The organism is Chitinophaga caeni, assembly GCF_002557795.1.
In the GTDB taxonomy this organism is placed as follows: Bacteria; Bacteroidota; Bacteroidia; order Chitinophagales; family Chitinophagaceae; genus Chitinophaga; species Chitinophaga caeni.
On the sequence record NZ_CP023777.1, the window covers coordinates 4,000,602 to 4,014,163 of the forward strand.

10 protein-coding genes are annotated in these 13,562 nt (G+C 43.1%); 6 read left to right on the forward strand and 4 right to left on the reverse strand.

Annotated features, from left to right (window positions below; all coding sequences use genetic code 11):
- Nucleotides 1–5 precede the first annotated feature (5 nt).
- The 3 genes from COR50_RS16800 to COR50_RS16815 form a co-directional block, all read right to left on the reverse strand.
- Nucleotides 6–2,732, reverse strand: coding sequence for a DUF1553 domain-containing protein (locus tag COR50_RS16800; RefSeq protein WP_098195059.1), 2,727 nt, complete (start codon nucleotides 2,730–2,732; stop codon nucleotides 6–8).
- Between the two features lie 80 nt (nucleotides 2,733–2,812).
- The gene (locus COR50_RS16805) at nucleotides 2,813–3,700 is read right to left on the reverse strand and encodes an AraC family transcriptional regulator (RefSeq protein WP_098196294.1); all 888 of its coding nucleotides are present in this window, start codon (nucleotides 3,698–3,700) and stop codon (nucleotides 2,813–2,815) included.
- A 1,235-nt stretch (nucleotides 3,701–4,935) separates the two neighbouring features.
- Nucleotides 4,936–5,670: a metallophosphoesterase family protein gene (locus tag COR50_RS16815; RefSeq protein ID WP_098195061.1), complete on the reverse strand. Its 735-nt coding sequence runs from the start codon at nucleotides 5,668–5,670 to the stop codon at nucleotides 4,936–4,938.
- Nucleotides 5,671–5,778: 108 nt separating this feature from the next.
- Between COR50_RS16815 and COR50_RS16820 the strand changes: the two genes are divergently transcribed.
- The 3 genes from COR50_RS16820 (at nucleotide 5,779) to COR50_RS16830 (ending at nucleotide 8,180) form a co-directional block, all read left to right on the forward strand.
- On the forward strand, nucleotides 5,779–6,111 hold the full coding sequence (locus COR50_RS16820) for a DUF6686 family protein (RefSeq protein WP_098195062.1): 333 nt from the start codon (nucleotides 5,779–5,781) through the stop codon (nucleotides 6,109–6,111).
- 73 nt (nucleotides 6,112–6,184) lie between these two features.
- Complete coding sequence (locus tag COR50_RS16825; protein ID WP_098195063.1) at nucleotides 6,185–6,988, forward strand: DUF1295 domain-containing protein; 804 nt, start codon at nucleotides 6,185–6,187, stop codon at nucleotides 6,986–6,988.
- Between the two features lie 220 nt (nucleotides 6,989–7,208).
- Nucleotides 7,209–8,180, forward strand: a complete 972-nt coding sequence (locus COR50_RS16830) for a 2-hydroxyacid dehydrogenase (protein WP_098195064.1) — start codon at nucleotides 7,209–7,211, stop codon at nucleotides 8,178–8,180.
- A 14-nt stretch (nucleotides 8,181–8,194) separates the two neighbouring features.
- Here COR50_RS16830 and COR50_RS16835 read toward each other — a convergent pair whose 3' ends face one another.
- Nucleotides 8,195–9,316, reverse strand: a complete 1,122-nt coding sequence (locus COR50_RS16835; protein WP_098195065.1) for a lipid II:glycine glycyltransferase FemX — start codon at nucleotides 9,314–9,316, stop codon at nucleotides 8,195–8,197.
- A gap of 398 nt (nucleotides 9,317–9,714) precedes the next feature.
- On the opposite strand from COR50_RS16835, the gene COR50_RS16840 reads away from it, so the two are divergent.
- From COR50_RS16840 to COR50_RS16850, 3 genes are all read left to right on the forward strand, one after another.
- Nucleotides 9,715–10,452 (forward strand): XRE family transcriptional regulator, encoded by a 738-nt coding sequence (locus tag COR50_RS16840; RefSeq protein WP_098195066.1) that lies wholly within the window; start codon nucleotides 9,715–9,717, stop codon nucleotides 10,450–10,452.
- 91 nt (nucleotides 10,453–10,543) lie between these two features.
- A complete protein-coding gene (locus tag COR50_RS16845) occupies nucleotides 10,544–12,487 on the forward strand; it encodes a lectin-like domain-containing protein (RefSeq protein WP_098195067.1) in 1,944 nt (647 codons plus the stop codon).
- A 93-nt stretch (nucleotides 12,488–12,580) separates the two neighbouring features.
- A complete protein-coding gene (locus COR50_RS16850; protein ID WP_098195068.1) occupies nucleotides 12,581–13,315 on the forward strand; it encodes a class I SAM-dependent methyltransferase in 735 nt (244 codons plus the stop codon).
- The last annotated feature ends 247 nt before the right edge of the window (nucleotides 13,316–13,562 follow it).

A 13,562-nucleotide genomic window follows, 5' to 3' on the forward strand; every position in this document is an offset into this window, starting at 1 on the left:
GTGGTTTAGGATTTAGTAAGGAATTCATCAAGATTCATAATTGCATTGGCAACAATTGTCAACGCCGCCAGCTCTGCATCTTGGTTGCTGGAAGTTTTTTGTTTCAGTAATGCGTTTACATTTCCGGGATTATCGCGATAGCTACTTAAAGCGGTGTTGTACAAGCGCTTCAGCACAATCAGTTCCCCTGTAGAAAGCGGCCCGTATAAAGCCCTTTTGTATCCCCATTTAATAGCTGCCTCAACATCTTTTTTGCCTTGTTGCTGCATCTGCTTAGCTAATGCTAATGCAGTTTCCATATATACCGGATCATTAAGAGTTACTAATGCCTGGAGAGGGGTATTGGTACGGATCCGGCGTTGCAAACATATTTCCCTGCTGCTACCATCGAAAGTAATGGTAGAAGGGTAAGGGCTCGTACGTTTGTGGTAAGTATAGACAGCACGCCTGTATTGGTTACCATTTGTAGCGGTATTCCAGGTACTACCACTCCATACGGTTTGCCAAATATTCGCAGGCTGATACGGCATTACACTTGGCCCATGCAGTGTTTCGTTTAATAAACCGCTCACGGCTAATGCCTGGTCCCTGATTTCTTCGGCTGTCAGCCTGAAACGCGGTCCCCTGGCCAGGAAGCGGTTGGCGGGATCTTTCTCGATTAGCTCCGGTGAAGCCTTGGAATCGCGCCTATAAGCTGCCGACATTACCAGTTCTTTCAGCAATGCTTTCAATTTCCATTGATAAGTATACATGAATTTATATGCCAGGTGATCGAGCAGTTCGGGATGCGAAGGCAGGAACCCCTGGGTACCAAAATCTTCAAGCGTTTCAACGATTCCTATACCGAATAACTGTTCCCAGCAACGGTTAACCATCACCCTTGCTGTCAGCGGATTTTTTTTATCCGTCAACCACCCTGCTAATCCAAGCCTGTTCCGCGGTGCCCCGGCGGGGAAGGGATTTAGGGAATGCGGCACATCGGGTGTTACGCTATCCCCTTTCACGAGCCAGTTTCCCCTTTCAAATATCCGGGTTGTTCTATGCAGCTCCGGTGAGTTTTCTACCATCACTGGAATATCTTCCGGGTTCTTGTTTATCAACGTTGCGAAAGTGTTTTTAATCTGCTCGTAGCCCGGCTGACCTTTACCGGGCAAGTCCCCACGGAATGCAAACCATTCTATACTACAAACTGGGTCTTGCGGCGAAATACTATTGTTGCGGAAAATAAAGTACAAATCATGGATACCCTTTACAGCTGGAATAGGAATGCCAACAGCCTGCCGGCCATTTGTAGGCGCTATGGCATAGTTGATAATAGCAGGGCCATTTAAACTATCCAGTTTTACAATCATGGTACCGCCTTTGGCACTTGTCCAATAATTCATCCACATGGTGGTGGCGCCTTCCAGGTGCTGCTTGGGTAGCCTGGCGCTTCCATTATTCCTGATACCTGCATATTTAGTATCCAAGAGGGCGCCATTGATATACTGATCGAAGGTATGTGCGTGGATCTTAGGTTCCAGCACCTTGATAAATTCTTTTACATTCCCGGATTGTGCCGGGGTGCCATATTTAGCAACCCAGTCGCTGATCTTTTTAGCTTCCGCGAGACCAACACTATCGTACAACCTTAGTTTCGGATGCTCCATATGGGTATCTTCATCCCTGGTATCGTTCAGGAAAGCCATCAGTTTATAATAATCTTCAAACCTGATTGGATCGTACGGATGGCTATGACATTGCACACAACTTATCGTCATTCCCTGGAATACTTCCATGGTAGTATTTACCCTGTCTATTACCGCAGCCGTCCTGAACTCTTCGTCTTGCGTCCCCCCTTCATCATTCGTCATCGTGTTTCGATGGAACGCGGTGGCAATCAACTGTGCGTTTGTAGGGTTTGGCAACAGATCTCCTGCCAACTGGTTTATCGTGAAGCTATCATAAGGCATATCAATATTAAAGGCATCAATTACCCAATCACGGTACCTCCAAACATTTCTGCCGTCATCGCGTTCATAGCCCTTAGTATCAGAATACCTGGCGAGGTCCAGCCACATAGACGCCCAATGTTCGCCATAATGAGGAGATTGCAGCAAGGAATCTACCAATTTTTCATAAGCTCCGGGATCATTGCTTGCAACGAAGCTTGCAGCTGCCGCCGGAGATGGAGGAAGACCGGTCAAATCGAAGCTAACACGGCGGATTAGGGTCATCTTATCAGCTTCCGGTCCCGGGTTGAGCCCTTCTTTTTCCAACCGTGCTTGTATAAAAAGATCGATTTCGTTTCCATTTTCAACGGTTACCCTGGGGATGGGAACATTTTTGGGCGGGATATAAGCCCAGTGTTCTCCCCATTCTGCGCCTTCTTTTACCCAGCGGGTGAGCAGCTCTATTTCGGCTTTGCTGAGCCCCGGGCCTTTTTGGGGCATCCTTTCTTTAGGATCTTTACAGGTAAGCCTGCGAATAAATTCGCTTTTTTCCGGGTGCCCGGGAATAATAGCCGGCTTACCGGATTTAGTTTTACCGAGGGCTTCTTCTTTAAATAATACACTGAAACCACCGCTTTGCTTCACCCCACCATGACAACTTATACAATGCTTATTGAGCAATGGTTTTACTTCGGTACTAAAATTTACTTTTTTCCTTGACTGGCATGCAAAAAACAGGCTGCCCAAGCCGATGGCTGTAAGGAGGAGCACAGTTATCCTTAAAGTGGAATAATACGACATCTGCATAAGATTGATCTCATAAAGTTACTATGGGCAATAGAATAGCTTGCTAGATCATCTGCGGAAAATGATGGATTATTTTACGGGTTAATTTTCTTTTCCCTGTACTGGTTTGGCGAAACTCCCATTACTTTCGTAAACATTCTCGTAAAGTAATAAGGATCTGAAATACCCAGCTGCATTGCTATTTCCTTGATGCGTAATGTTGTAAACAATAAGTATTGGCAAGCCTGCTGCACTTTTAAATGATTGAAATACTCTACCGGGGAATAGCCGGTGCCATTTTTAAATAAATAGGAAAAATGCGACTGTGAAAGGTTCACGGCTGCTGCCATATTTTGCAAACTTAGCAACTGGTCTAAATGTTTGTGCATGTAGTCAATAGCAAGATCTACTACATCTACCGTGGTGGCTTTACCAACAACAGGAAGCTGGTCGGGATATAAGCAGGAAGAAAGGAAGCTCCAAAAATTCATATTGGCAAAAGACAAATGTTCTTGCCTATAACCTCTTTCAAGCTGCCGGTAAATATGATCAAACAATTGTACCCTTTCCGTTGCGAAAGGCAGAAATGTTTTAGGTCCTTTCCAGGTTTTGACGGCCGTTTTTAATAAACCATCGGAGCTTTTACCGAGAAAATGCGCCCAGTAAATAGTCCATGGTTCCTCTTCATCGGCTGCATATTCGTGGTATTCATTCCTGGGTAGGAGGAAACAATCCCCGGCTTCTACCGGGTAAGTTTTTTTCTTAATAGTGATAGACCCTTTTCCATCTTGGCAATAGATCAGGATATGTTCGCCAGCCCCCTTTTCTCTTTTCCGGTGGTGGAATTTAGCCTTAGGATAATAGCCGATATCAGTTATATATAAATGTTGGGTGGTAGCCTGGCGGGCACAGAGCTGCTGTATATTACGTGGTAATACAATTGCCCGCTGCCCTTTAAATCCATCTTTTTTTCTTCCTGTCATGGTTGAAATGGTACTATTGTAACTGTTGGCCATTCTTCCCTTGGCTCCCCGTAGCGTTTCTGGTTACAATATAATTAAATTGGGATTTATTATAGACTTGATTTTAGGATTCCGGGTTAATACCGCTGCGTATTAATTTCCCGGCATTATGCAAGATGATATAGATGTTCTTATCACATTTCCAACTATACGAAAGATGCATAGCTCCATATCGCTGTCTTACTTGTAAACGATTCTTCTCTTACGATTAATAAATTAAATCATTATTGTCCGACTAAATTTTCAATGAAAAAATTATTATCGCCTCAAAAGTTCGATTCAATGTTCATCTGCTCGTTTCTTGTACTTTTTTGCTTGCCCAAAAAGGGCACAAATTGGCCATCACGGCCGCCAATTTGATCGCGCGATCCAGCTTTTGTACTACTGTATCGCCCAGCTACCGTTCGCTATTAAAAGTGCGAAGTTCCACGGTTTTGTTGGCGGGGTTGAATAGATTAGCATTCGATTATGTCCTTGACCAGGTAAGGAGTTCAAGTAAATTTAATGCAATTTTATTCGGACAACAATGAAATTAAATGATTTTTGCTATGTAGATGTTCCATCGCGATTCAAACCCGGTTAACCGGCATAAAGATGCGTCATATTCATTTGCTTAAAATGAAATTTTACATTCGCATTCTTCAAAAATAAAGAGCGCCTCAAAATAATTAAGGCGCTCTCTTCTCGTTATTTGAATGGGTTAGTAAGTAGTTCCGAAATGAATTATAGAAATTTTCTTCTACTCATTTTGTATTACAAATGCTAATTTACCAAATTTATCATTATTAAAACACTTTTTTAAAAATTGTTACCATATTTTTTTCTCCTGGCAATGAAGCGCTTTTTAAAATCAACTTATAACAAGGAGCAACATTTTTACAAATGGATTTATTTGATATCCTAATAAATGTCCATTACCCCTTCTTATAAATATGTCTTCCGCTCGTACATTAACGCGTTGTACTAAGAGGCCATACTTGTTAATAGCAACGACTGTATATAAAAACATCAAGGGTTCACTTACTAAATGAACCCTTGAAATTTATATAGAGAACCAACTTTTCAAGATGATGATCACGGCAAGCGGCTTTCATCATCAAGAATCGCTTGTTTTAACGAATTGATTACTTTAACAAATAAAACAATAGTTACTGTAATGGGAAATCAGTAAGCAAATTATTATTTCTAAGGGCGGATCAATCCCGGTTGCGACCTTTCTCCCCAGGGTACAAAGTATAAACGGGGTCGCTTTGCCAGAACTTTTTACTTTTTATATCGAGCGCGGTTATACTACCTCTAAACGCTGCGCCAGTATCAACGTTCCAAACGGTATTAGCATTCATCGGTGTACCTTGGCCATAATTTGTAGTTGGTGTATGGCCAATAAATATTTCTTTGAACAGCAACAAACGTTTCGGGTAAAAAATATTATCCTTCCCCAGCTTGGGATTTAACGCCAATGCCAGTTCCCACAAGGTACGATCCCAGGAATAATTACTGCTATAATGTTCATTTTCAGGACCATGCATAGAGGAAAAGCCGGCATGTATAAACAATCGCTTTTCATCGTCTATATAATAATTTTTCATCCTCGAAAAGAATAACAAATGTCTTTGCCTTTGTTCGATCGTAGTAGTTTCGTAACTGGTTAAAGTAGCCATACCGCCGTTTGCCACCCAAACCGGGTTAGGCGCTTCGCCACTTAGCCAACCGATGCACCAAGTATCATGGTTTCCCTTGATAAATACGCAAGGGTAAGAACGTTCAAATCCGATTAAAAATTCTATTACCTGTGCCGACTGCGACCAACCATCTACATAATCACCTAAAAATACGAAACGATCGCCCTCCCCCGGCCCGACCCTCTCCAGTAATTGCCGGAGCGCTTTCAAGCCGCCGTGTATATCTCCTATTACAATAGTCCTTGCCATCTTAAACAATTTGTAACATGTAAATTTTCCCCTATTGGTAAACGATTCTCCCGTAAAGGAACAAAAAGTATTGCAAATTGCTGTTTTTGAAACCTTCAAACCTAGTTTATGTGCCAATTGAAATTTTGGTTGGATGCCGTTAACGGTTACGTAGCGCAATGTGTACATTGCGGATTATACCAGGTTGCTTACGGTACCAGTTTATTAACTTTCACCGAATTGCAGCTACAACAGTTTACCACGGAAATTATGCAGCTAGCAACGATCGGTTGCCCCGGGGGACAAGAACATGTAAAAGCCATCATCTTACCGACACCTGAATTTGGCTACCAGGTAATCTTATGCCATAAGGAATTATTGGAATTAGATAAGTTGCTGCAAAATGCCCAGGTAGAAATCACAACCGGGGCGTTGCTTGCGTTAATATCAAACCCGGACTGAGTTTATAGAAATTTCAATCAAAAACCTGGATATTCTATAAATTTATACCGACAATTTTATCGGTACAAGGTATATGTTAACGATTCAGGTATTATTAGTAGTGTTCATCATGGCTTTGATGGTGACTGCTTCCGGGTTCAGGAATACGATTTGGTTTGTAACAATAGGCTATACATTTGCCATCCTTGCCATGGCATTGGCGCTCGGTATAAGTTTTTATAAAAGGTTTACTTGGTTTAACTGGATACAAGTGAGCGGGTTAGCTCTTTGGGGAATACGGCTGGGTGCTTACATTTTACAGCGGGATAAGAACCGGGACTATCAAAACAATGTTCAAGACCAGGTGCAAGCTGCGCAAAAGCTCCCTTTATTTGCAAAATTTTTCATGTGGATCGCGGTGAGTTTTTTATTCACTTGCCTTTTTTCTCCTGCCATCTTTAGCTTGAAAGATACGATCTCCTTGAAATTATCCGGCTCACCTTATATCATTCTTGGTTGTTTACTGTTACTACTTGGCATTTACATTGAAAGTAGGGCCGATTGGGAAAAATCTAGATTTAAAGCCTATCAACCTGGCACTTTTGTTGATGTAGGTCTTTTTAGATGGGTAAGATATCCAAACTACTTGGGCGAGTTAATGGTTTGGACAGGTAATTACTTGCTAAGCATACAATTTTATCAGGCTACCTGGCAATGGGCAATTGCTACTACCGGGTTAATAGGTATTTGGATTATCATGATCGATGCTACAAGGCGTTTAGAAAAAAGACATTGGTCAAAATACAGGGATGTACCGGGTTATAAAACTTATGTTGAAAAAGTTCCCATTCTTTTTCCTTACCTCCCCTTTTACAGTTTCATTAAGCGTAAACCATAATTCTAATCCTCGTAATAAGCAGCCCTGTAAATCAAATATATACAATACTGCACCTCGCTTTTAATCGAGAAGCCAAACAGGTTGTTCAATGCCGCGGGATATTTATCTACTTACAAGGGCAGGAAAATCCCAATTATACCGTAACTTTTAAAAGTAAAGTGCACAAGTATGGCACTTTTTAACAAGAGATTTGTTTTCGCTCAATTAAAAGATTCAAAAAATGAAAGTCTACGCAACAAGGATGTTACCCCAAGCGGGAGTGGATATGCTAACAGCTGCGGGCATACCGCTGACCCAATTTGAAGGCCGGCAAGCGCTGAACCAGGATGAACTGATCGAAATATGCAAACATTACGATGCCGTGATTTGCGCTGGGCAGAAACTGGGCGCCGCTTTTTTTGAAGCATGCCCACATTTGAAATGTGTCGCCTTATTATCGGTTGGATATGATAACGTGGATTTACAAGCTGCCAGCCATCTGAATATTCCCGTCACGAATACCCCCGGTGTACTCGATGCATCTACTGCCGAAACGGCATTCCTATTAATGATGGCTACTGCCCGCAAAGCTTTTTTTATGCATCAATATATACTTGACGGTCATTGGGGCTTCACCGACCCAACCGCCAACCTCGGTATCGACCTGGAAGGCAAAACAGTCGGTATTTTCGGGCTTGGGAATATAGGTACGGTATTCGCAAAATATTGTAAAAGCTTCTATCAAAGCCCGATCATTTATCATAATAGGAACAGGAACATCGCGGCGGAAAATTTACTGGATGCCAGGTACGTAAGTTTTGAAGAACTACTCCGCGAAAGTGATGTTCTTTCCGTGCATGCTAACCTTTCCGCTTCTACCCGCGGGATATTTAACAAGGATACATTTATAAAGATGAAATCAAGTTCCATCTTTATAAATGCGGCCAGGGGCGGCATACACGATGAAAATGATTTATATGAAGCTATTGTTGAAGGACAAATATGGGGCGCCGGCTTGGACGTTACCAATCCCGAACCGATGCTTCCCAACAACCCGCTATTACGGTTACCTACAGTTTCCATCCTTCCACATATCGGCTCGGCAACGGAAGGCACGCGTGCTGCAATGGCAATATTGGCGGCAAAAAATATTATCGCGGCAAGAGACGGTATGCCGTTACCAAATCTTGTAAATAAAGATGCGTTGAGCTAAGGCATGCCTAGGCCCTACAGATGGTATCCCTTGCTGCTCATTTCAACTGCCGTGAATGTTTTATAAGCATCATCATATAAAGGGTAATCCCAACAGCCCATCCTGTGGTAGAGTTCCCCGCCGAAACCAGTTTTAAATTTATATAGCCCGTATAACGGATGCCGTGGATCCGGACTCGGGGAAACACCGAAAAAGTCATATTCGCTCGCGCCTTTCTGCCTGACTTTCTGCATGGCCTCCCATTGCAGTGCATAGGTAGCCATGTAATTACGGTGCAGGTTTCCAGATGCGCCGTAAAGATAAGTTCCCCTATTACCGGAAGTTACGAGGAACATAGCTGCCAAGGGTTGTTCATTAGCCGAAGCAATCAATAATTCTACTTCAGCAGGCGATGCTGTATTATCTGCCTTCGCGCTTAACACGGCCTCAAAATAATGTTTTTCATTAAGATGGATACGGTTACGCTTGGCTGTTTGTGTATATAAATCATACCAGGTATCAATGTCTTGCAAACCGGTAGAGCGTACTTGCACGCCCTTCCTTTTCGCCAACTGGATGTTATACCTTGTCTTGGGTTTCATCCTTGACAGCAAGGCGGCATCATCTTTCTTTAAATCCATAAAGATGGTATGCGCCGGGAGAATATTCGAATTTGATTTTATCAGCCTATGATGATGGGTTTGAAAATTTAACCGGAACTCCTGGTATTGTTTTCCGGGTGGGCCAAACCATTTGCCCGACTCATCGAAACGGTCTTCCTCTTTTGCCCAGGGCGATTCCCAAGCTAAATCGTAGCGGATCAGGATACAGTTCTTCGGCAGGTATGGCCGCATCATCTCCGATAATTCTTCCAAGAATGGTCCTTGTAAATCCGGCAAAGGTTCTAACTCCGGGCCGTACGGTACATATGCAATGCTCTGCTCCGTATTGACCTGTTGAATAATTACTAATATATCCGTTTCCCCTGATTCGTCGGGGAAATTAAAATACTTCCGTTGTCCTTGTTGAATTGTAAAGTCGAAGGCATAGGAATCCAAGCCCTGTTTCGACTTCACTTCCGACCAAAATGCCGTTTGTTGCACGATACCAGTTTCCTTTACCTGTCGAACCGATTTTTTACATACTTCACTGATCATATTACTATGTATAGCTTAGGTATAAAAAAATATGTTAACATCAATTTTGTTGATGTTAATTTCATAATGAATGTTATTATGTCTTATCAACCCGGAAGAATTACCGGGAAAAAATAGAATGAATACTGTTAGGATAAGAATCATTCCGGTTGGCAGCGGTTGCAGCGAATGACCACTCATGGCGATTGTATACCACTAAAGGTGCTACCAGTTCCATCTCTAGCAATTCATACATTGCCGATGAAACGCCGCAAAGATACTCATAATAATCCGAATGGCCTTTCAATTGCTTAAATAAGGGAGCTAAATCTTGTTTTACAACAAGTTATACGCTAGGTATTCGCAACAGATTCCTTTACTTTTGCGGGCTCAAATAAGTTTAGACTAAACGCCCAAGCATGGATCATCAACAATTATACTGGTCATCGAACCTGAGGTTTTTAAGAAAAAGGCAAGGCATTTCACAACAACAATTAGCGAATATACTGCAATTATCACGCGGTAAAATCCATGCCCAGGAAAGCGGGAAAACAAAGAATCCCAGGCTGGAAGATATGGTGCATATTGCCAGGTATTTTGGTATCCCTTTGCACCTGTTCGCCACTGAAAATTTATCTGCTTACGATGAAACTACGCTGGTAGAACTCTTATTAAAACAACACGATATACACGGACAAAAGATCAGGGTGCTTCCCATTACGGTAGATCATGATAACGAGGAGTACCGCGAATTTGTTCCCGTGCAAGCCCAAGCCGGTTACCGCTCGGGATACAATAACCCGGAGTTCATCACATCATTACCAAAATTTTCATTGCCCGGCTTACCCAGGGAAAAAACGATCCGGATGTTTCCAATTTCCGGGGATTCTATGTTACCCATTCCCAGCGGAAGCCACGTAATTGCACAATATGTTGATGACTGGACAAGCATTAAAAATAATAGCGCGTGTATATTGGTACTCGGGGGAACAGGGCAGGATATCGTTTTTAAAATGGTAGAAAACAATATCAAAACAATGGGAAGTCTAACTTTACACTCACTGAACCCTATCTACAACTCATATAAAGTAGATATTTCGGAAGTACTCGAAATCTGGTCATTCGTAGGGTATATCAGTAAGGAATTGCCCCTGTAAAGGCAAAAATACAGTACTTGGAATATCAGTTACCGTGATGTATCTTGTAGCATCCGGACTTTAACTACAGCAATATTTATACTCCAATACCATGAAAAGAGTCGCTTGGTTCCTGGCTTTAATGATCTTCCCTTGCTTCACTGCCATCGGGCAGGTCCAGTTACCATACATACTGAATGGGGGCGCCTCTCAAGAAAGTTGTAACTGTTATACATTGACACAAGATGTCAACAATACCAGTGGTACTATCTGGAATAAGAACCAGGTGAGCTTGCTGAATTCTTTCGATTATGTATTTGACGTAAACCTGGGTTGTAAAGACGCCAACGGGGCTGACGGTATCGGGTTTATTTTACAAACAAGGGGAACCAATTTAGGATCAACGGGCCAAGGCATCGGCTTTGCCGGTATCAAGCCTTCCGTTGGCGTGATTATAGACACTTTTCAAAACCCGGATGAAAACGATCCTGCCTCGGATCACGTCGCGATACAAATAAATGGCATCTCCGATCATGCAGATCCGCTCGGTAACCTTGCCGGGCCGGTTAATGCCGTAAAAGATGAGTCGAATATTGAAGACTGCCAATGGCATCTCTTCCGTATACAATGGGATGCCGGCACACATACCATGATCGTGAGTGTTGACAAGCAGGAAAGGTTGCGGTTAACTTACGATTTTTTAAACAACGTTTTCGGTGGCAACCCCATGGTATACTGGGGATTTGCCGGATCTACAGGCGGCTACTCCAACTTGCAACAATTTTGCGCTGCCCTTAGACCTTCCTTCAGCGTCAATGACCAGCAAAGATTCTGTGAAGGATTGCCTATACAATTTCAAAATGCTTCAAGCTCCTTTGGTAGCATCACGAGGTATTGGTGGGATTTTGGAGATGGTACCACTTCTACTGAAGCCATCCCGCCACCGCATGTTTTCCCGGGGGCCGGAAATTATAATATCAAGATGGTCATCGAAGATAATAGCGGCTGCGTTTCTGATACTAATTACACGCAGGTAAGCATCAGCGATTATCCTGTTGTTGCCTTCACGCCCAATTTATTATGTACCGGCCAGGACTTTACCATCCACGATGCCTCTACGGCTCAATATGGCGATGTTGTAGCCTGGGAATGGGACTGGGGCAACGGCGATTACGATTATACGGAAAACCCCGTTTACCCGGTTCAGCAACCCGGTACCCGCCAGGTGAAGCTTACAGCTTTCACCCAGGCCGGCTGCGCCACCACGGAAACATTCCCCCTGAAAGTATCTGAAAGTGCAGATATAGTAGCTTCGGTAAGCGATGCTTGCTACGGGGATGTGTCGAGGTTTTACGGGTTGAGTTTAAATCCGCAGGTGCCTGTCAGCGAATGGCAGTGGAATTTGGGCGATGGTCAGTCTATCGGTACAAAAGATATGCAGTATGTTTACCCCGAACCGGGGAATTTCCAGGTACAGTTAAGTGCTACCACGCAGGATGGCTGCATTACACGAACCCAGCCGCAAGATGTTACGATCCACTCCATGCAATTAAAAGCTACCGGGGATACACTTGTTGCGATGGGGCAACCATTACAGTTAAATGCATATGCCAATGGAGACAACATACAATTTGCCTGGTATCCCGCTACGGGGTTGAATAATCCTTACACGGCCAACCCGATCGCGATTTTGCAAGGCGATCAAACATATTCCCTCCGGGCAGAGTCGCCTTTCGGATGTATCGAAACACAAAGTTTGCATGTAAAAGTTTATAAAGGCCCCACATTCTATACGCCCACGGCTTTCACACCGAATAACGATGGTCAGAACGACTTATTCCGTGCTGTTTCTCCCGGCATGCAATCGCTGGATTACTTCAGGATATGGAACCGCTGGGGGCAACTCGTATTTGAAAGCAGGGATCTAAGGGCAGCCTGGGATGGCCAGTTCCAGGGGAAAAAAGCAGTAGGCGGCACCTATACCTGGGCCGTTTCCGGAATTGATTATCAAGGGAAAGTACATCAACAAAAAGGATATGTTGTGTTAATACGCTAGTGTATTTTATACCACTAATTTCAACTATTTTTTCCAGTGCAAAAAAGATTAAATTAAAGGAAGAAAATGTAACTTTAAGGTAATTCCTCGTGTATGAAAGATTTATTTTCAACTGATGCGGCAAATTATGCCACGTATAGGCCAGGTTATCCTTCAGAGTTATTTATTTACCTTTCAAACCTAGCACCGGCGCATGAATTAGCTTGGGATGCCGGCACCGGTAACGGGCAAGTTGCCGCCAGGTTATCATCCTATTTCAAGAATGTAATAGCAACGGATATCAGTAAACCCCAATTAGCGGCAGCAAGGAAAGTGGCAAACGTCCAGTATCTAGAAATGCCCTCCGAACATACCGATTTTAAGGACGGGTCTTTTGACTTGGTAACCGTAGCACAAGCCGTTCATTGGTTTAATTTCGATCAGTTTTATGCAGAGGTGCGTAGAACCTTGAAGCCCGGCGGCGTCATCGCTGTAACCGGTTACGGTTTACTTCGCTCCACGGAAGCTATTAATAATGCCATCGACGAATTACATAATGAAATTCTCCGCGACCATTGGGAAGTAGAAAGAAAATACATTGACGAAGGTTACAAAACAATCCCTTTTCCCTTCGAGGAAAAATCAACCCCGGTCTTTGAGCATAGCTGTGAATGGGATTTGAATCAATTGTTAGGATACTTGGCTACCTGGTCGGCAGTACAGCATTATATCCGATCAGAACATACTAACCCCGTGAGTTTTATAGAGCCGGCTTTGAAAGCGGTATTTGCAGATCAAGAAAAAATAACTTTTCAATTCCCTATCTTGTTAAGAGTGGGAACGAAATAAAATAGCTTGCCATTAAATTTGTTAACATCCTTTTGCCCGGTGTCAAAGCCGGGCATTTATATATGTAACATCGAACAAATCGACTAACACCGCCGATGTTTTGAACAGCCAATGTTTGCGTACTGCCTAGTTAATTTTCCTAATTGTTTAATGGGGAAGTTCCGCCATACACTTCTTTATTTAACTGGTTCGAGCTTACCAAGATCGGAGTCCATGAAATAACGTTCACCCGGTAGTAGATCTTGTT

Coding starts and splice junctions, on each gene's coding strand:
- COR50_RS16800 (WP_098195059.1), bottom strand. CDS start 2,732: ATGTCGTATTATTCCACTTTAAGGATAACTGTGCTCCTCCTTACAGCC.
- COR50_RS16805 (WP_098196294.1), bottom strand. CDS start 3,700: ATGACAGGAAGAAAAAAAGATGGATTTAAAGGGCAGCGGGCAATTGTA.
- COR50_RS16815 (WP_098195061.1), bottom strand. CDS start 5,670: ATGGCAAGGACTATTGTAATAGGAGATATACACGGCGGCTTGAAAGCG.
- COR50_RS16820 (WP_098195062.1), top strand. CDS start 5,779: ATGTGCCAATTGAAATTTTGGTTGGATGCCGTTAACGGTTACGTAGCG.
- COR50_RS16825 (WP_098195063.1), top strand. CDS start 6,185: ATGTTAACGATTCAGGTATTATTAGTAGTGTTCATCATGGCTTTGATG.
- COR50_RS16830 (WP_098195064.1), top strand. CDS start 7,209: ATGAAAGTCTACGCAACAAGGATGTTACCCCAAGCGGGAGTGGATATG.
- COR50_RS16835 (WP_098195065.1), bottom strand. CDS start 9,316: ATGATCAGTGAAGTATGTAAAAAATCGGTTCGACAGGTAAAGGAAACT.
- COR50_RS16840 (WP_098195066.1), top strand. CDS start 9,715: ATGGATCATCAACAATTATACTGGTCATCGAACCTGAGGTTTTTAAGA.
- COR50_RS16845 (WP_098195067.1), top strand. CDS start 10,544: ATGAAAAGAGTCGCTTGGTTCCTGGCTTTAATGATCTTCCCTTGCTTC.
- COR50_RS16850 (WP_098195068.1), top strand. CDS start 12,581: ATGAAAGATTTATTTTCAACTGATGCGGCAAATTATGCCACGTATAGG.